This window comes from Kitasatospora sp. MBT66 (genome assembly GCF_000710405.2).
GTDB classification, from domain to species: domain Bacteria; phylum Actinomycetota; class Actinomycetes; order Streptomycetales; family Streptomycetaceae; genus Kitasatospora; species Kitasatospora purpeofusca.
This window is the reverse complement of the sequence record NZ_JAIY01000004.1, coordinates 350,748-369,262: the sequence shown is the minus strand read 5'-3', so window position 1 is coordinate 369,262 and position 18,515 is coordinate 350,748. Positions and strand designations below refer to the sequence as shown.

Sequence of the window (18,515 nt, the reverse complement as noted above, 5' to 3'; positions counted from 1 at the left end):
GCGGCGCAGCAGGGCGCGGGCCAGGTCCGGCAGCTGTGGCCGCAGATCCTGGAGGCGGTGAAGAACCGGCGCCGGTTCACCTGGATCCTGCTCAGCCAGAACGGCCAGGTGGCCGGGTTCGACGGCAGCGTGCTCCAGGTCTCGTTCATCAACGCGGGTGCCCGCGACAGCTTCGTGAGCAGCAACAGCGACGACGTGCTGCGGGCCGCCCTCGCGGACGCGCTCGGCGTGGACTGGCGGATCGAGTGCATCGTCGACCCGTCCGGTGGCGCGGGTGGCCCCGGCGGCGGCTCGGGTGCTGTCGCCGCCCCGAGCGGCAGTGGTGGCGGGGGCGGCTGGGGTGCCCCACCGGCGCGTCCGGCGGCGCCCGCGCCCCAGATGGCGCCCGTCGCACCGGCTCCCGCGGCCGCGCCCGCTCCGGCGCCCCGCCCGGCCGCGGCGCCGAACCCGGCGCCGGTCGCGCCGGTGCAGCCGTCCGTCCAGGCACCGCCCCCGCCGTCCCCGGCGTACCCGGCGCAGGGGGTGGCCCCGGAGGACGACGTGCCGGAGGAGGACGACCCCGATCTGAACGAGGACGTGTTCTCCAGCCAGGAGCTGATCATCCGCGAGCTGGGTGCCACGGTGCTGGAGGAGATCCGGCACGGCGGCAACTGAGCAGCACGTAGGCTCGTCGAGGACGTAGTAGGAGCGGACCGAACGCAAGGAGTGAGCCGTGTTTCCCGGTGGTGGCCAGCCCAACATGCAGGCGCTGCTCAAGCAGGCGCAGAAGATGCAGCAGGACCTCGCCCAGGCGCAGCAGGAGCTGGCCGAGGCCAAGGTGAGCGGTTCGGCGGGCGGTGGCCTGGTCGAGGCGACGGTGACCGGTTCCGGCGAGCTGGTGGCGCTGACCATCGCGCCGGCCGCGGTCGACCCGGAGGACACCGAGACGCTGGCCGACCTCGTCCTGGCGGCCGTTCGGGACGCCAACCAGGCCGCGCAGAAGATGCAGGCCGAGCGGATGGGCCCGCTGACCCAGGGCCTCGGCGGCGGGATCCCGGGCCTGCCGTTCTGACGGCGGCCCTCCGGGGCCGAGGTTCCGGCCCCGGTCTTCCGGCCCCGGTCTTCCAGTCGTGACGGCCCGGTCGTGACGGCCCGGTCGTGACGGCCCGGCCGTGACAGCGGGTACGGGCCGGGACACCGGAGCGTACGGGGCGGACGGTCGGGTCCGGAGTTCGGACAACAGACCTGTGTGATTAATGCGGGAGTCGGGCGTCGGGCGATGCGCCCGGCGTCCGATTCGTTGGATGATGGCACCGGAGCACCCCGCGCGGGTGCCACCGGTCCAACCCGAGGGAAGGCGCGACGTTGTACGAGGGCGTGGTTCAGGACCTGATCGACGAACTGGGCAGGCTGCCCGGCGTCGGGCCCAAGAGCGCGCAGCGGATCGCCTTCCACGTCCTGCAGGCCGACCCGGTCGACGTCCGCCGGCTGGCGCACGCGCTGCTGGAGGTCAAGGACAAGGTCCGGTTCTGCGCCGTCTGCGGCAATGTCGCGGAGGCCGAGCAGTGCCGAGTGTGTCTGGACCCGCGCCGCGACCTCGCGGTCATCTGCGTGGTCGAGGAGCCGAAGGACGTCGTCGCCATCGAGCGCACCCGGGAGTTCCGCGGCCGCTACCACGTGCTGGGCGGCGCGATCAGCCCGATCGAGGGCGTCGGCCCGGACGATCTGCGGATCCGGGAGCTGCTGGCACGGCTCGCCGACGGCACTGTCACCGAGCTGATCCTGGCCACCGACCCCAATCTGGAGGGGGAGGCGACCGCCACCTACCTGGCCCGGCTCTGCAAGCCGATGGGCCTGAAGGTGACCCGTCTGGCGAGCGGCCTGCCCGTCGGCGGGGATCTGGAGTACGCGGACGAGGTCACACTCGGTCGCGCCTTCGAAGGGAGACGACTGCTCGATGTCTGACCGGACGATCAACCAGCAGCCCCACGCGCCCCATCAGGCCGGGCCGGAGGAGGAGCGGGACACCGCGCAGGTGCCGCGCCCCCCGCACACGCACGCCCACGGCTCGGAGCCGGACGACTTCGCGGTGCAGATCGCGGACTCGGTGGAGAGCTTCGTGCTCTCGGTGACCGAGGTCGCCAAGGGTGACGAGCCCGGCAGTGCCGTCTCCCTCCTCCTGCTGGAGGTCTCGCAGCTGCTGCTGGCCGGCGGCCGGCTGGGCGCCATCGAGGACGTCGTCCCCGAGGACCGGTTCGAGCCCGACACCGGTCCGGAGCCGGACGGCGAGCAGCTGCGGGAGCGGCTGGCCGTGCTGCTCGCGCCGATCGACGTCTACCACGAGGTCTTCGACCCGTACGGGCCGCCGGAGAAGCCGAGCGCGTTCCGGATCTCCGACGACCTGGCCGGGGTGGTGAGCGAGCTGCAGCACGGGCTCACCCACTACCGCGAGGGCCGGGTCAGCGAGGCGCTCTGGTGGTGGCAGTTCTCGTACCTGTCCAACTGGGGCACCACCTGCACGGCCGTCCTGCGGGCGCTGCAGTCGCTGATCGCGCACGTCCGGCTGGACAGCCCGATCGGGGCGGCGCCGGACGGTGCGGACACCGACAACGACGGGCTCACCGACGAGCAGCTGGAGCAGCAGGCCGGTGACCTGATGGCGGCCGAGCTCGGCCTGGGGCACTGACGCTGCCTGGGGCACTGACGCCGCCCGGGCGCGCGGGGACACCGGCCGCCCGGGGCCACCGGCGGCGGGAGTGTGACGGAAACCTCACTCCGGGCCACCGGACGGAAAACCCCGGGGCGGCCGTCCCTTCGTCCGCCGATTCTTCGGAACGGCGGACGCCCGCCCGCAGACCTGCCGGTGGCGGTATCCGCACCCCCGCTCACCTGCCGAAACGTGTGTCTCATCATATGGAAAGCGGAGGTCGGGACACCCCCGCTCGGTAGACTGGCGCCGACCGCACAGCCCCCGCCACCCGGGGGTGCGGGGGCCGAGGGCCCCCGGAAACGACACAAGTCGAGGAGCGCACGTGGGCCTTGTCGTGCAGAAGTACGGCGGCTCATCCGTTGCGGATGCCGAGGGCATCAAGCGCGTGGCCCGTCGAATCGTTGACGCCAAGAAGGCCGGCCATGAGGTCGTCGTCGTGGTGTCCGCGATGGGCGACACGACGGACGAGCTCATCGAACTCGCGGAGCAGGTGTCACCTCTCCCCGCCGGCCGCGAGTTCGACATGCTGCTGACCGCTGGAGAGCGCATCTCCATGGCACTGCTGGCCATGGCGATCAAATCCCTGGGCCACGAGGCGCAGTCGTTCACAGGAAGCCAGGCCGGCGTCATCACCGACTCCGTCCACAACAAGGCGCGCATCATCGATGTGACGCCGGGCCGCATCCGCACCGCCCTGGACGAGGGCAACATCGCGATCGTGGCCGGCTTCCAGGGCGTCTCGCAGTCGAGCAAGGACATCACCACGCTCGGCCGGGGCGGCTCGGACACCACCGCCGTCGCCCTCGCCGCCGCCCTCAAGGCCGAGGTCTGCGAGATCTACACCGACGTGGACGGCGTTTTCACCGCCGACCCGCGCGTGGTGAAGAAGGCCCGCAAGATCGACTGGATCGCCTACGAGGACATGCTGGAGCTGGCCTCGTCCGGTTCCAAGGTGCTGCTCGACCGCTGTGTGGAGTACGCGCGCCGCTACAACATCCCGATTCACGTACGCTCGTCGTTCTCGGGTCTTCCCGGGACGATCGTCAGCAACGACAACCCGCACCAGCCCGAAGGGGGCGAGATGGAGCAGGCCATCATCTCCGGAGTCGCCCATGACACGTCCGAGGCCAAGGTCACGGTCGTCGGCGTCCCCGACAAGCCGGGCGAGGCGGCGCGCATCTTCCGCGCCATCGCCGACGCCGAGGTCAACATCGACATGGTCGTGCAGAACGTCTCGGCGGCGTCGACCGGTCTGACCGACATCTCCTTCACCCTGCCGAAGGCCGAGGGCCAGAAGGCCATCGACGCGCTGGACCGGGTCCGGGAGGGCATCGGCTACGAGTCGCTCCGCTACGACGACGCGATCGGCAAGATCTCGCTGGTCGGCGCGGGCATGCGCTCCAACCCGGGCGTCACGGCGACCTTCTTCGAGGCGCTCTCCGCGGCCGGCGTCAACATCGAGCTGATCTCCACCTCGGAGATCCGGATCTCGGTGGTCACCCGCGCCGACGACGTCAACGCGGCCGTGCAGGCCGTCCACTCCGCCTTCGGGCTGGACAGCGAGACGGACGAGGCCGTGGTCTACGGGGGCACCGGGCGATGACCCGGCGGCCGAACCTCGCCGTCGTCGGCGCCACCGGCGCGGTCGGCGAGGTGCTCCTCGGCCTGCTCTCCCTCCGCCAGGACATCTGGGGCGAGATCCGTCTCGCCGCCTCCCCGCGCTCGGCCGGCCGCAAGGCGGTCGTGCGCGGGGAGGCCGTCGAGGTCCTCCCGCTGTGCGAGGAGCTCTTCGACGGGGTGGACGTCGCGCTGTTCGACGTCCCCGAGGACATCTCCGCCCGCTGGGCGCCGATCGCGGCGGCCAAGGGCGTCGTGGTGGTCGACAACTCCGGCGCGTTCCGGCTGGACGACGCCGTTCCCCTGGTGGTGCCCGAGGTCAACGCGGCCGCCGTCCGGATGCGCTCGCGCGGGATCGTGGCGAGCCCGGACTCCACCACCCTGACCATGCTCGCGGCGATCGGCGCCCTGCACGCCGAGTACGGCCTGGAGTCGCTGGTGGTCGCCTCCTACCAGGCCGCCTCCGGGCTCGGCCGGGACGGCACGGACACGCTGCGCGCCCAGCTCGCCCAGGTGGCCGGCACCGAGGTCGGCGAACAGACCGGCGACCTGCGGGCGGTGATCGCCGACAACGGACCGTTCGCCGCCCCGCTCGCGCTCAACGCGGTGCCCTGGGCCGGTGTGCTGACCGACGGCGGCTGGTCGTCGGAGGAGCGCACGGTGCGCGACGAGTCCCGCAAGATCCTCGGCCTGCCCGGGCTCAAGGTCTCGGCGACCTGTGTGCGGATCCCGGTGGTGCGCACCCACGCGCTCGCCGTGCACGCGGTGTTCGAGCGCGAGGTCACCCAGGAGCACGCCCACGAGATCCTCCGCGACGCCCCCGGGGTGCTGCTGTACGACGATCCGGCGGCGGGCGAGTTCCCGACGCCGAACGACGTGGTGGGGACGGACCCGGTCTGGGTCGGCCGGCTGCGGCGCGCCCTGGACGACCCGAACGCGCTGGACCTCTTCCTCTGCGGCGACAACCTGCGCCGTGGTGCGGCGCTGAACGCCCTTCAGATCGCCGAGCTGGTGGCGCGGGAGATCGCCGACCGGGCCGCGACGGCCGAGGACGCCGGGCCGGCCGGCGGGACGGGTGCCGGGCCGGGCGCCGGGGGTGCCGAGGGTGCCGGAACGGGCGCGGACGGTGCCGGAGCGGCCTGAATCCGCCCGTCCGCCCGGAGTCTGCGCCGTTTGTTCGCGGACTGCTTGACGAATCCTCGCCGAATTCCCTGGAGGGGCGTTCGGCCCATGCGCGAGAATGTGCGCCGGGCCGGGCAACCATGACAGGGGATCGAGTGTCAAACGGGCGTGGCGAACGTGATGGTGGGGGCAGGAGCGGGCATCTCGGCGGCAGCCGCGGTGACGTTCCCGTCGCGTGTCCAGTGGCCTGCGGATAGGCCGGAAGAAAGCCAGATGACGGCAGTTGCACCCGGTGCCGCGGGTCCTGGCGCCGGTACCGCTGCCGGTACCAGCGAGGACCTGCTCACCGAGACCTATCAGGCGCACTACCGCTCCTTGCTGCGGCTGGCCGCGCTGCTGCTCGACGATCTGTCGAGCTGCGAGGACGTGGTCCAGGAGGCCTTCATCCGGGTGCACGCGGCCAGGCGCCGGGTGCGGGAACCGGAGAAGACCCTCGCCTATCTGAGGCAGACCGTGGTCAACCTGTCCCGGTCGACGCTGCGGCGCAGGATCCTCGGGCTGCGGCTGCTGCCCAAGCCGATGCCTGACATGGCCAGTGCAGAAGAAGGCGCCTACGATGCGCTGGAGCGGGACCAGTTGAAGGTCGCGCTACGGGGTCTGCAACGCCGTCAGCGGGAGGTGCTGGTGCTGCGCTACTTCGTGGACATGACGGAGGCGCAGGTCGCCGAGACCCTCGGCATCTCGCTCGGTTCGGTGAAGGCGTACGGCTCACGGGGGCTCGCCGCGCTGAGGGTCCAGATGGAGGCCGGGCATGGCTGAGGACGGTCGGACGGTTGACGGCGGCGGCGCGGGCGTCCCGGCGTCGGCCGGTCACGAGGAGCGGCTGGTCCGGGAGCTGATGCTGCGGGCGGTCGCCGAGGTCCAGCCGGACCCCGGCGGACTGCAGCGCATCCGCCGGGCGGTGCCGCGGCGGAGGGCCGCCCGGCGCGGGGCCTGGACCGGCGCCGCCGCCGTGGCCGTGGTCGCCTCCTTCCTCCTGCCGGCCCTGCACACCACGGACCACCTCGGCCTGTCCGGCGGCCCCGGCTCCTCCGGCGTGGGCAGCGGCAGTGTCTCCCCGAGCGTCGCCGGCACCGTCCCCGGCGGAGGTTCCGGCGGCGCCCACCGGCCGCCGGTCTCCGACAGCGGGACCTCGACCGCCCCCGGCAGCCCGTCCGGCAGCGTCGACGGTGGGGCGAGCGCCGGTGCGAGCAGCACCGGTCAGCTGCCCGGCACCTTCGGCCCGGGCCCCGCCGCCACCGGCGGCGGGACCGACGCCCCGGTCCTGGACCTGTGCACCCGGGCCGACCTCGGACAGGGCACCGCGCAGCTCGGTGCCCCGGACGCGGACGGCCGGGTCTACGGCTCCTTCACGATGACCAATGTCTCCGGACGCAGCTGCCGGCTCGGCGGGCCCGGATCGGTCACGGTCACGGGCCGGACGGGAGCCGGCGGCACCACCGGCAGCACGGGGGCGGACAACGCGAGGATCCGGATCGCCTTCCACACCGCCGGCGACCCGGCGACCGGTCTGCCCGCGCCCGGGCCCTCGGCCGGCCCTGCGGCGGGGGCCGACGCCGGGAGCAACGGCCTCGTGCTCGCGCCGCGCGCGGTCTACCGGGTCGACATCGCGTGGATCCCGGACCCGGCGGGCTGTCCCGTCCCGAGTGGGACGACCTCACCGAGCGCCTCCGCCGGTTCCGGGGGAGCGGGCTCGACCGGTGGCGCCACGGCGGGCGGGGCGAGCGGCGGCGGGGCGGCCGGTGGCGGTGCCACCGGGTCCGCGGTGGGTGACGGAGGCGCGACCGGCGGCCCGGGGACGGGCGGGGGCGGCGCCCTGCCGGGGGCCGGCGGTCCCGGCGGTGCGGGCGGCCCGAGCGCCACGGGCTCGGGCTCCGGTTCCGGCTCCGGGTCCAGCTCCGGTGCGGGTTCGAGCGGAGGCACCGGCTCGGGTCCCGTCGGCATCGCGGCGACCGGCGCCCGGCCGGGCGGGCCGGGCACGTCGACCGGTGCTCCCGTCGGGGCGAGCGAGCAGAGCGGGGCGACCGGGGCGACTCCGGCGGTCGGTCCCACCGGGTCGCCGAGCACGGCCCCGCAGCCGAGCGGCCCGACGACCGGGGGGAGCACCGGGACCCCGAGCCCGTCCGCGACCCCGGTGCCCGGGCCGAGCAGGGCCTTGTCGAGCGTCACCCTGGCGTACACCCCGGCCCCGGGCAATCCGACCGCCGCCCGGGTCGTCCTGGCCGATGCCTGCGCGGGCACGGTCTACCGCACCGCGCCGCGGGTCGTCGCGCCGGACGCCCAGGCCCCGACGCCCGGCGCCTCGCCGTCGGCGGGGTGAGGACGGCGGGGTGAGGACGGAGGGGTGAGGGCGGCGGGGGCGACCTCCGCGACCTCCGCGACGTCCGCGACGTCCGCGGCCTTCACGACGTCCGTGACGTCCGCGGGGTGACCGCCTCGTCGGCCCCCGCCGGAGCCGCGCGGGAAGTCGGCGGGGCCGACTTTCCGGTCCGAGGTGGGGGCCTGGGGACGGGCGGAGTGTGAGGAGTGGTTACCGTGGGGGGTGTGTACCGGTTTCTCCTCACCCCGCGCTGGCTGAGCGGCACCGCGCTGGCCGTGGCGGCCGTCGCGGTGTGCGTCTGGCTCGGCTCCTGGCAGCTCGGCCGGTTCGAGGACCGCGTCTCCTCGCACGAGGAGATCAGCCGGGCCGTGAACGACGTCGGCGCGCCCCGTCCGCTCGGCGAACTGCTCGCCGCCGACCGGCCGCAGGTCACCACCGACACCGTCGGCCGCGCCGTGACGGTCACCGGCACCTTCGACCCGCAGCACCAGCTGCTGGTCCCCAACCGCGTGCTGGACGGTCGGCAGGGCTACTACGTGCTCACCCCGCTGCGCACCGACGACGGCCGGACGGTCGCGATCGTCCGCGGCTGGGCGCCCGGGACACCGCCGGCCGGGGCGTCCGCGCCCGGGGCCCCGGTGGACGCGCCCACCGGCGAGGTGACCCTCGGCGGTCGGCTCCAGGCCGGCGAGACCAGCGGCAGCAACGGCGCCGTGGCCGGCGGTCTCCCGGAGGGGCAGCTCGGCACCATCAACCGTGCCGCCCTCGTCAACAAGCTCGCCCTCGACGGCTGGTACGACGGCTGGGTGTCCGCCGACGTCGCGCCGGAGGGCCTCACCCCGGTGCCGACCGTCCAGCCGCAGGGCGGTGACGGCCTCTCCCTGCGGGCGTTCCAGAACCTCGGCTACACGCTGGAGTGGTTCGTCTTCGGCGGTTTCGTGGTGTTCATGTGGTTCCGGCTGCTGCGCCGGGAGGCGGAGGCCGAGCAGGACCGGGCCCTCGGACTGGACCCGGTCCTGGACTGACCGACGACTGCGGCGCGCCCCGGCCCAGGGGCGCGCCGCAGTCGCGTCAGCGGGTCGGTTTCGCCGGCGGTACGGCCGGTACCGCCGGGGCCGCCGACTTGGGCGGCAGCACCGGCGACGGTGCCTTGCCCGACGGCGTCGGGGCCGCCGCCGTGCCCGACGGCGTCGGTGACGGCGAGCCGGTCGGGGACGGCGAGGCCGTCGGCGGCGGGTTGTCGCACCGGCGGCCGTTGTTGTTGCCGCTGCCGTTGGAGTCGTCGTCCGAGTCGTACCGGTCGGTGTGGTGACGCGTCGTGCGGCCGCTCTTCGAGCTCTTGGAGCTCTTCGACCCCTTCGAGCCCGACTTGGCGAGCAGCACCACACCGCCCTGCTCCCCGACCCCGCCACCGGCCACCGCCGTGCGGAAGGCGGCCTTCACCGCCGTGGAGGCGGCCGCCGACGGAGCGACGGCCACCGGAGGGGACGACGAGGGCGGGGACGACGGCGCGGCGGAGGACGGCGAGGAGGACGGCGGACAGGCCGCGCTCCCGCCGCCGTCACCGCCGTCCTGCCCCGAGCAGCCGGTGAGCACCAGCGCCCCGGCCACCCCCGCCCCCAGGATCGTCAGCAGGCGTCTCACCCGTGTCCCCCGTTCGCCACTACTCGATGTCCGCCCGATTCTCGCCGACCGGCAGGCCGCCGAGGTGCCGGCGGACGAAGTCGATCTCCAACCGCAACTGCTTGATCCGCTCGTCCACGACCAGCGAACCGTGCCCGGCGTCGTACCGGTACACCTCGTGCGGCTTGCCGAGCCGCTCCAGCTCCTCGACGTAGTTGTCGATCTGCTTGATCGGGCAGCGCGGGTCGTTGACCCCGGCGCTGATGTAGACCGGCACCGCGACCCGGTCGATGTACGTCAGCGGGGAGGAGGCGGTCCAGCGCTCGGGCACCTCCTCGGGTGTGCCGCCGAAGAGCGTGCGGTCGATCGCCTTCAGCGCCTCCATCTCGTCGTCGTACGCGGTCAGGTAGTCCGCGACGGGAACGGCGGCGACGCCGAGGCTCCACAGCTCGGGCTGCACGCCGAGCCCGAGCAGCGTGAGGTAGCCGCCCCAGGAACCGCCGGCCAGCACCAGCCGGTCCGGGTCGGCCAGTCCGCTCTCCACCGCCCAGCCGCGCACGGCCGCGATGTCCTCCAGCTCGATCAGGCCGACCCGCTCGCGCAGCGCGTCCGTCCAGGCCTGGCCGTAGCCGGTCGAGCCGCGGTAGTTGACCCGGACCACCGCGAAGCCGTGGTCCAGCCAGGCGGCCGGCCCGGCCGCGAAGGAGTCGCTGTCGTGGTGGGTCGGACCGCCGTGGACCTCGAACACGGTCGGGAACGGGCCCTCGCCCGCCCCGGCCGGCCGCTGGACCAGCGCGTGCACCCGGCCGCCCGGCCCGTCCACCCAGACGTCCTCGACCGGCACCGAGCCGGGCGGGACGGCACCGGGCGCGCGCAGCACGACCGTGCCGGCGGTGGAACGGACGGCGGACGGGTCGGCGGCGGAGGACCACAGGAACTCCACCGTGCCGTCGGGGCGCGGGGTGGCGCCGCCGACCGTGCCGCGCGGGGTGTCCAGCCGGGTGAGCACGCCGTCGTCCAGGGAGTAGGAGAACAGCTCGCTGCGCGCCTCGTACTCGTGCTCGATCAGCAGCGCACGGGCGCCGGGGCGCCACTGGGCGGAGAGGTCGCCGGGCAGCTCGCGGCCCTGCTCGTCGCGGAGCGCCAGGGCGGTCTCCTTGCCGGTCGCGACGTCCCAGATCATCGGCTCCCAGCGGCCGGTGCGCTGGTGGGCGACCAGCAGCCGGGTGTCGCCGTCGACGGGCGCGAAGCCCAGGCAGGCGACCCCGCGCGGGTGCTCGTGGCCGGTGACCTCGTCCAGCTCGGCGACGGTGGGGACGGCGGAGACGCCGTCGGTGGCGGTGGCGTCGTCGCCGGAGAGGCGGACGACCCGGATCGCGCCGTGCATGGCGTCGCCGTGCTCGGTGTGGTCGATGGCCAGCAGGGTGCCGTCGTGGCTCAGGTCGCCGACACCGCCGTACTCGGCGTGCCGGTAGATCTCGACGGCCTCGGCCGCGCCCGGGCGGCGCAGGTGCAGGGTGGTGCCGTCCTCGTCGGTGGACCGGCCGACCACCACGGTGCCGTCCCGGCCCAGGGCGAGACCCGCTTCGTAGGACGGGGCCAGACCGGGGACGGCCTCCTCGTCCGGACCGGTGGCGCCCTCGGGACGGCCGGCGAACGGCTGGCGGCGCCAGACGCCGTACTCGTCGCCGTCGCTGTCGTCGAACCACCAGATCCACTCGCCGTCGGGGGACAGCTCGGCATCGGTGGTGCCGTTCGGGCGGTCGGTGGCCCGCCGGTGGGTGTCGGTGGCGCGGTCCCAGGCGTAGACCTCGTAGGTACCGCTGGAGTTGGACACGTACAGCGCCCGGTCGGGGGCGTCCTCGGCCCAGTCCGGCAGGGAGACCCGTGCCGCCCTGAACCGCTGCTCCCACGCCGGAACGGCGCTCTTCTCCTCGCTCATCCACCCACCCAACCAGATCGGGGCGAGGAAACGGAACGGGACGGGGAAACGGGGGAGGGGAGGGCCGGTGCGGCCCTCCCCTGCCCCGTTCCTCCGGGCCTCGCGCTCCTGCGGGTCCTGCCGGTCCTGCCGGTCCTGTGGGTCGTTCCGGTCCTGCGGGTCGTTCCGACGGTTCCGGTCCTTCCCCGGCCCGTTCACCCCGTCCGGCGGGGCAGCAGCTGGACCAGGCCCACCAGCAGCACCTCCAGGACCGCCAGCGCTCCCAGGCTGCGCCCGAAGGCGGTGGCCGGGTCGGTGGCGCCGTAGTAGAGGATGCCGATCAGCGCGACCCCGAGCGCCCCCGCCACCTGCTGCACGGTGGCCACCAGGCCCGCGGCCGAGCCGGCCAGCCGGGGTTCGACGCCGGCCAGCACCAGCGAGGTCACCGGGGCGATCACCAGCCCCATCCCGAGCCCGTCCACGAACAGGCCCGGTGCCAGCCACCAGACGCTGCCGGTGGTGCCCGTCAGGTGCACGGCCAGCCAGAGCAGGCCCAGACCGGCGGCCATCAGCAGCCCACCCAGCGCGATCGCCTGCCGGCCGAGCCGGGCGGCCACCCGGTGCGCGGCGGTGGAGGTCAGCAGGTAGCCGAGGCCGATCGCGGTGAAGACCAGGCCCGCCCCGAGCGCGTCCAGGCCGAGGCCCGGCTGCAGGTAGAGGGCGAGGACGAGGAAGAACGAGGCCTGGCCGAGCCAGAAGACCAGTTGGGCGAGCAGACCGGTGGTGAAGGCGCGGTCCCGGAACAGCCGGGTGTCGACCAGCGGCGAGCCGCCCGACCGCCCGCGCCGGTGCTGATGGACGGTGAGGAGCACGAGCAGCGCCGCAGCCCCGGCCAGGCAGAGCCCGGTCCACAGCGGCCAGCCGCTCTCGCGGCCCTGGATCAGCGGCAGCACCAGGCCGGTCAGGGCGAGGGTGACCAGTACGACGCCCACCGGGTCGAGTCCCGGCCGGTGCGGGGCGCGGGACTCGGGCAGGCAGCGCCGCACCAGGGCCAGGGCGGCCAGGCCGACCGGCAGGTTGAGCAGGAAGCAGCTGCGCCAGTCCAGGCCGAACAGGTCGGCGCGGATCAGCACGCCGCCGATCAGCTGGCCGAACACCGCTCCGAGCCCCATCGTCAGCCCGTACATCGCGAACGCCCGGGCCTGCGCCGCGCCGCTGTACGCGGTCCGCAGGATCGCCAGCACCTGCGGGCCCATCAGCGCCGCCGCCAGCCCCTGGGCGACCCGGGCGCCGACCAGGGTGCCCGCCGTCGGGGCCAGGCCGCAGGCGGCCGAGGCCAGGGTGAACATGGCCAGGCCGAGGCCGAACGTCCGGCGGCGGCCGTACCGGTCGCCGAGCCGGCCGGCGGTGATCAGCCCGACGGCGAGGGCGAGGCCGAAGCCGGCGACCACCCATTGGACGGCGGCGGGGCCGGCTCTCAGGTCGGTCTGGAGGGAGGGGATGGCGACGTTGACGACGAAGACGTCGAGGGCGGTCATGAAGGTCGCGGTCAGCAGGACCGGCAGCAGGCCGCGCGGGGCGGGGGCGGCAGCGGCCGGGGCGGCGGTGGTGCGGGTGGTGCGCCGGTCGGTGCTTCGGTCGGTGCTTCGGTCGGTCAGGGTGCTGGACATCGTCTGCTCCGGGTCGGTACGTGGCGGGAGTGCGTGCGGCGGGACATGGCGGGCGTTCCGGGACCAGGGCCGGGGCCGGGGCGGGCGCAGGTGTCGCCCGCCCCGGTGGGTACTGCCGGCGGTCGGAGGAGGCCGACGGCTCAGGCGCCGGGGACGCGGTCGAGGAAGCCGTGCACCGAGGCGATCCGGCCCTCCGCGTCGGCGACCAGCACGTCGAAGCCGATGACCAGCGGCTCCTCCCCGGCCGGGCCGAGGTTCCACGTGAAACGGGCGATGTCGTGGTGGGCGTCGACCGGGCCGAGGGTGAACACCAGGCCGGGGAACTGCCCCTGCGCCGCGCCGATCAGCGCGTCGACGCCCTCGCGCCCGGTGACGGCGGCCAGCGGGTCGGTGTAGCGGCCGTCCTCGGCCCACGCCTCGTCGATCAGCTTCCGGCGGGCGGCCGGGTCGGTCTCGTTCCACGCGGCGAGGTAGCGGGCGGCGAGCTGTCCGAGGTCGGTGGGCAGGTTGGCGTTCATGGTCTTCTCCCTTGTCCGGTGCGGTGGTTGGTGCGGTGCTCGGTGCGGCGGCCGGTGGGCCGTTCCCGCTGGTCGAAAACTTACGGACGCCGGCCGGCGGGCGAATCGGTCACGGATAGGTAGGGGGTACCGAGGTGGGCGCCAGTAGGGTCGAACCCGCCGGACACGGGGGTCGGCGGGGAGGGGGACCGGGGTGCTGTACGGACGGGAACGGGAGCGGGCCGCTGTCGACGCGCTGCTCGACGGGGCACGTGGCGGTCGCAGTGGCGTCCTGCTGCTGCGCGGCGAGCCGGGGATCGGCAAGACGGCCGTGCTGGAGTACGCGGTGGCGGCGGCCGGCGACGGGTTCCGGGTGGTCCGGGCGACCGGTGTCGAGTACGAGGCCGAACTCCCCTTCGCCGGACTGAGTCTGCTGCTGTCGTCCGGCCTGGACCGGCTGGACGCCCTGCCCGGCCCGCAACGGCGTTCGCTGGAGGGCGCGTTCGGACTCGGCGAGCCGGCCGGTGGCGCCGACCGGCTGCTCACCGGGCTGGCCACGCTCGGGCTGCTCGCCGAACTCGCCTCCGAGCAGCCGCTGTTGTGCGTGGTCGACGATGTGCAGTGGCTCGACCGCTCCTCGCTGGACGCCCTGCTGATCGCGGCCCGCCGGCTCCAGGCCGAGGGCGTCGCCCTGCTGCTCGCCGCCCGGGACACGGGGGCCGGGGAGGACGCCGGCGGGGCCGAGGTCGGGGTCGGCGTCGGTGCTGGGGAGGGCGGCCCGGCCCGGCCGGGGACGGCGGTCGGACCGCTGGCCGGCCTGCCCGAGTTGCGGCTCACCGGCCTGGCCGAACCGGACGCGGTCCGCCTGCTCGACGACCGTTCGGGAGCGGCCCGCACCGGACCTGCCCTGACCGGTCCGGCCCGTCGCCGGCTGCTCGCCGAAGCCGCCGGCAATCCGCTGGCCCTCGTCGAACTTCCTTCCACCGAGGCTGACTTGGCGTCGGGCGGGCTCGCCCTGACCAGTCGGCTCCGGATCGCCTTCCACGGCCAGGTCACCGGTCTGCCGCCCGCGACCCAGACCCTGCTGCTGGTCGCCGCGGCCGAGGAGAACGGCGAGCTGGACGTCGTCCTGGCTGCCGCCGCCGCGCTCGGGGCGGGCGCCGACGCGCTGGAGCCCGCCGAACGGGCCGGACTGGTCGCCGTCGGCACCGACCGCCGGTTCGCCTTCCGGCACCCGCTGCTGCGCGCGGCCGTCCTCCAACGGGCCCCGCTACAGCAGCGGTTGGCCGCCCACCGGGCGCTCGGCGAGGTTCTGGAGGAGGGCGACCGGCGGACCTGGCACCTCGCGCTCGCCGCCACCACGCCGGACGCCGGACTCGCCGACGCGCTGGAGCGGACCGCCGCGCGGGCCGAGGCCCGGGGCGCCCACGGCGGCGCGGCCGCCGCGTACGAGCGCGCCGCCGGGCTCACCCCGGACCGCGACGGTGCCACCCGCCGTCTGGTGCTGGCCGCCGAAGCCGCCACCGAGGAAGGGAAGTTGGAGCTGGCCGAGGCGCTCGCCGACCGGGCCGGCGCGCGTACCGACAGCGTCTTCGCGCACGCGCTGCTGGACCAGGTCCGGGCCGTCGCGCACTTCTGGCGCGGCGCCTACCCGGCCGCGTACCGGCTGCTGCTGGACGCCGCCGCGACCGACATCGAGCCCGCGCACGCGGCCCGGATGCTGCTCCAGGCCTTCCACGCCGCCTGGTACGTCGGCGAGGAGCCGGTGGCCACCGTGCTCGACCGGCTGGCCGCCCTGCCGCTGGGCGCGGACGAACCGCTCGCCCCGCTGGCCCGGCACCTGCCGGCCGCCGTGCTGCCCGCGCTGGGGCGTCCCGCCGGCCCCCTGCCCGACGTCCGCGCCACCGCGGCGGCGGCCCGGAAGGCCGGGGCGGAGAGCCCGGTCGACCTGGTGCAGCTGTGCGGGGCGACCCTCGTTCTCGGCCGGGACCACGAGACGCTGGAGCTGGCCGCCGAACTCACCGCCGAGGCCCGCGTCAAGGGGACGGTCGGGGTGCTGCCGACGCTGCAGTTCTTCCTCGCCGAGGCCGAACTGTTCCACGGCCGGCACCGCGACGCCGAGGTGACGGCGACGGAGGGCCTGGCGCTCGCCCGGGACACCGGCCAGGCCCAGTGGACCAGCCAACTCGCCTCGCTGCTGGCCTGTGTGGCGGCCCTCGCGGGGGCCGACGAGCGGTGCGCGGAGCTCGCCGCGGCGGCGCTGGTCCCCGGTTCGGCCGCGCCCGCCGCCGGGGAGCCGTGGGCGCACTGGGCGCTCGCCCTGCTGGACCTCGGCCGGGGCCGCGCGGCGGCGGCCGCCGACCGGCTGCACACGCTCACCACCGGGCCGTACCGGCACCATGTCGGCGCCACCCGGGCCGTTCCCGACCTGGTCGAGGCGGCCGTCCGGCTGGGCGAACCGGAACGGGCGGCCGAGCCGTACGAGCGCTTCGCCCGCTGGGCGGCCGCAGCCGGGACGCCCTGGGCGGAGGCCCTGCGACTGCGCTGCCAGGCGCTGCTCGGGCCGGACGAACTCGCCGAATCCGCCTACCGGGCGGCCCTCGACCTGCACGAGGGTGCCCACCGTCCGTTCGAACGCGCCCGCACCGCCCTGCTGTACGGCGAGTGGCTGCGGCGGGAGCGCCGCCGTACGGACGCCCGCCCGCATCTGGGCGCCGCCCTGGAGGTCTTCGAGCGGCTCGGTGTCGAACCCTGGGCGGACCGCGCCCGCACCGAACTGACCGCCACCGGCACCGCCGCCCCGGCCCCGGCCGCCGCCGAGGGCGCGCTGACGGTGCTCACCCCGCAGGAGCTGCAGATCGCCCGGCTGGCGGCCCGGGGGCTGACCAACCGGGACATCGCCGCGCAGCTCTTCCTCAGCCCGCGGACCGTCGGGCACCACCTCTACAAGGCCTATCCGAAGCTGGGGATCGCCTCGCGGACGGAGCTGGCGGCGCTGTTCCGCGCCTGACCCCGCCGCTCCGATCCCATTGCAACGGTTCGTGCGGCGGGGCATTGCATTTCGACTTCGGATCCATTGCAACGAATGGAAATCTGCCCAGTATTTACGGGCTTGGCTCTTCATTTGGCGTTGACGAACCCATGAACGCAATGTAGCTTCCTCAGTGTTCAGAAGTTCACGAACACAACAGGGCGGGGAAGGTCAACATGACCAGCAGCAACGGCGGCTTCACCGACGAGGGCCTGCGCAAGGTGCGCGAGGTGCTGACGCGGCACGTCGAGTCCGGTCGGATCCCGGGCGTCGTCGCCCTGATCGGCCGGGGCGGGCAGACACACGTCGAGGCCATCGGCACCATGCGCCACGACGGCGGCGCGCCGATGGGCCGGGACACGATCTTCCGGATGGCCTCCACCTCCAAGCCGGTCACCATGGCCGCCGCCGCGGTCCTGCTCGACGAGTGCCGGCTCCGGCTGGACGACCTCGTGCAGACCTGGCTGCCGGAGCTCGCCGACTGCCGCGTCCTCAAGCGGATCGACGGCCCGCTCGACGACACCGTGCCGGCTCGGCGACCGATCACCGTCCGGGACGTGCTGACCTCGACCTTCGGCCTCGGCATGGACATCACGGCGCTGGGCAGCCCGATCATGGGCGCGATCATCGAGAACGGCCTCACGCCCGACCTGCCGCAGCCGATGCCGGAGCCGGACGAGTGGCTGCGCCGCCTCGGCACGCTCCCGCTGATGCACCAGCCCGGTGAGCGCTGGCAGTACCACACCGCCAGCGACCTGCTCGGCGTGCTCGTCGCCCGGGTCACCGGCCAGTCGTTCGAGAGCTTCCTCCGCGAGCGGGTCTTCGGTCCGCTGGGGATGACGGACACCGGCTTCCACGTGCCCGCCGAGAAGATCGACCGGCTGCCCGCCCTCTACGCCCCCGACCCGCAGACCGGCGAGTTCCACGTCTGGGACGAGCCGGCGGACGGCCGCTGGAGCAAGCCCCCGGCGTTCCCCGGCGGTGGCGGCGGCCTGGTCTCCACCGTCGACGACTACCACGCCTACTTCCGGATGCTGCTCGACGGCGGGCTGCACGGCGGCGAGCGCGTCCTCTCCCGCCCGGTGGTCGAGCTGATGACCACCAACCGCCTCACCCCGGAGCAGACCGCCCTGCGCGAGACCCTGGCCAAGGACAACGTGCACCTGTCCTACGGCCAGGGGCAGCACGGCGGCTGGGGCCTCGGCTCGGCGGTGCGGACCTATCGCGGCGACTACGCCCCCGTCGGCCAGTTCGGCTGGGACGGCGGCAGCGGCACCTCCACGTACGCCGACCCGGAGCACGGGCTCGTCGGCATCGTGCTCACCCAGGTCGGGATGACCGTCCCCGACTCGGCCCGTCTGATCCACGACTTCTGGACCACGGTCTACCAGGCCGTCGACGCCTGACCGGGCCGTGCGGTCGCGGCCCGGCGGCGTGGTGGCCGGGCGGCTAGGCGGAGTGCCGGAGGGTGCTCCCGACCCGGACGGCCAGGTCCCGGCCGAGCGCGTACGCGGCCGAGACCAGCGTCATGTGGTGGTGCCAGCCGGTGTACGAGCGGCCGGAGAAGTCCAGCAGGCCGAAGTCCGAACCGAGCCGGTCCACGGTGCTCCGGGTGGCCGAGGCGGCGTCCAGCAGCGCGAGCACGCCCGGGGCGTCCTCGGCCAGATCGGTCAGCCAGTACCGCCGCGGCCCGCCGTCGCCGTCGCACCGCGCCCACAGCCGGTGCACCGGCGCCGCCGACGCCGCCGACGCCACCGAGGCCGGTGCGGCCGCCGGGCCGGGCGGCAGCACGGGGGTGCCGCGCAGCACCGCCACCGTGCCCGCCGCCGTCCGCGACCGCCACCGGGGGAACAGCGACTCGGCGGCCACGGCACCCTGCTGCACCCGCCCGTGCCGACCCGTGGTGGCCTGCAGCACAGGCCGGACGGCCTGGCCGCCGCGGACCTCCAGCAGGTACGGGACGGA

14 protein-coding genes and 2 pseudogenes are annotated in these 18,515 nt (G+C 74.8%); 11 read left to right on the top strand and 5 right to left on the bottom strand.

Translation table 11 applies throughout. From position 1 onward, the window contains the following. The 9 genes and pseudogenes from BI06_RS08325 to BI06_RS08285 all read left to right on the top strand — a co-directional run. Positions 1–654 (top strand): annotated as a pseudogene (locus tag BI06_RS08325) (DNA polymerase III subunit gamma and tau); the annotation flags it as partial. Between the two features lie 58 nt (positions 655–712). After that, a complete protein-coding gene (locus BI06_RS08320; RefSeq protein ID WP_078879765.1) occupies positions 713–1,051 on the top strand; it encodes a YbaB/EbfC family nucleoid-associated protein in 339 nt (112 codons plus the stop codon). A 293-nt stretch (positions 1,052–1,344) separates the two neighbouring features. Then, entirely contained in the window at positions 1,345–1,944 is a 600-nt protein-coding gene (gene recR, locus BI06_RS08315) for a recombination mediator RecR (RefSeq protein WP_030392621.1), read from the top strand. Further along, positions 1,937–2,665 carry a DUF5063 domain-containing protein gene (locus BI06_RS08310; protein WP_233290066.1) on the top strand — a complete coding sequence of 243 codons (729 nt, stop codon included), beginning with the start codon at positions 1,937–1,939 and terminating at the stop codon, positions 2,663–2,665. The genes recR and BI06_RS08310 overlap by 8 nt, the downstream gene beginning before the upstream one ends. 346 nt (positions 2,666–3,011) lie before the next feature. Further along, the gene (locus BI06_RS08305; RefSeq protein ID WP_030392623.1) at positions 3,012–4,292 is read left to right on the top strand and encodes an aspartate kinase; all 1,281 of its coding nucleotides are present in this window, start codon (positions 3,012–3,014) and stop codon (positions 4,290–4,292) included. Beyond that, on the top strand, positions 4,289–5,449 hold the full coding sequence (locus tag BI06_RS08300) for an aspartate-semialdehyde dehydrogenase (RefSeq protein WP_082558373.1): 1,161 nt from the start codon (positions 4,289–4,291) through the stop codon (positions 5,447–5,449). Before BI06_RS08305 ends, BI06_RS08300 begins: the two co-directional genes overlap by 4 nt. A 252-nt stretch (positions 5,450–5,701) precedes the next feature. Continuing rightward, the gene (locus tag BI06_RS08295; protein ID WP_045941962.1) at positions 5,702–6,247 is read left to right on the top strand and encodes a SigE family RNA polymerase sigma factor; all 546 of its coding nucleotides are present in this window, start codon (positions 5,702–5,704) and stop codon (positions 6,245–6,247) included. After that, positions 6,240–7,808, top strand: a complete 1,569-nt coding sequence (locus BI06_RS50445) for a hypothetical protein (protein ID WP_043466772.1) — start codon at positions 6,240–6,242, stop codon at positions 7,806–7,808. Before BI06_RS08295 ends, BI06_RS50445 begins: the two co-directional genes overlap by 8 nt. Positions 7,809–8,032: 224 nt before the next feature. Further along, positions 8,033–8,833, top strand: coding sequence for an SURF1 family protein (locus BI06_RS08285; RefSeq protein WP_043466770.1), 801 nt, complete (start codon positions 8,033–8,035; stop codon positions 8,831–8,833). Between the two features lie 46 nt (positions 8,834–8,879). Here the strand turns inward: BI06_RS08285 and BI06_RS08280 are convergent, their stop codons facing one another. From BI06_RS08280 to BI06_RS08265, 4 genes are all read right to left on the bottom strand, one after another. After that, on the bottom strand, positions 8,880–9,452 hold the full coding sequence (locus BI06_RS08280) for a hypothetical protein (protein WP_043466768.1): 573 nt from the start codon (positions 9,450–9,452) through the stop codon (positions 8,880–8,882). Positions 9,453–9,471: 19 nt separating this feature from the next. Continuing rightward, positions 9,472–11,373: a prolyl oligopeptidase family serine peptidase gene (locus tag BI06_RS08275; RefSeq protein ID WP_051740684.1), complete on the bottom strand. Its 1,902-nt coding sequence runs from the start codon at positions 11,371–11,373 to the stop codon at positions 9,472–9,474. Between the two features lie 194 nt (positions 11,374–11,567). Further along, positions 11,568–13,022, bottom strand: a complete 1,455-nt coding sequence (locus BI06_RS08270; RefSeq protein WP_043466765.1) for a DHA2 family efflux MFS transporter permease subunit — start codon at positions 13,020–13,022, stop codon at positions 11,568–11,570. A 140-nt stretch (positions 13,023–13,162) separates the two neighbouring features. Continuing rightward, a complete protein-coding gene (locus BI06_RS08265) occupies positions 13,163–13,540 on the bottom strand; it encodes a nuclear transport factor 2 family protein (RefSeq protein ID WP_030392631.1) in 378 nt (125 codons plus the stop codon). Positions 13,541–13,733: 193 nt separating this feature from the next. On the opposite strand from BI06_RS08265, the gene BI06_RS08260 reads away from it, so the two are divergent. Further along, positions 13,734–16,529 (top strand): helix-turn-helix transcriptional regulator, encoded by a 2,796-nt coding sequence (locus tag BI06_RS08260; protein WP_043466762.1) that lies wholly within the window; start codon positions 13,734–13,736, stop codon positions 16,527–16,529. A 197-nt stretch (positions 16,530–16,726) separates the two neighbouring features. Continuing rightward, entirely contained in the window at positions 16,727–17,956 is a 1,230-nt protein-coding gene (locus tag BI06_RS08255; protein WP_043466760.1) for a serine hydrolase, read from the top strand. Positions 17,957–17,999: 43 nt separating this feature from the next. Here BI06_RS08255 and BI06_RS47845 read toward each other — a convergent pair. Further along, positions 18,000–18,515, bottom strand: a pseudogene (locus BI06_RS47845) (hypothetical protein); the annotation flags it as partial.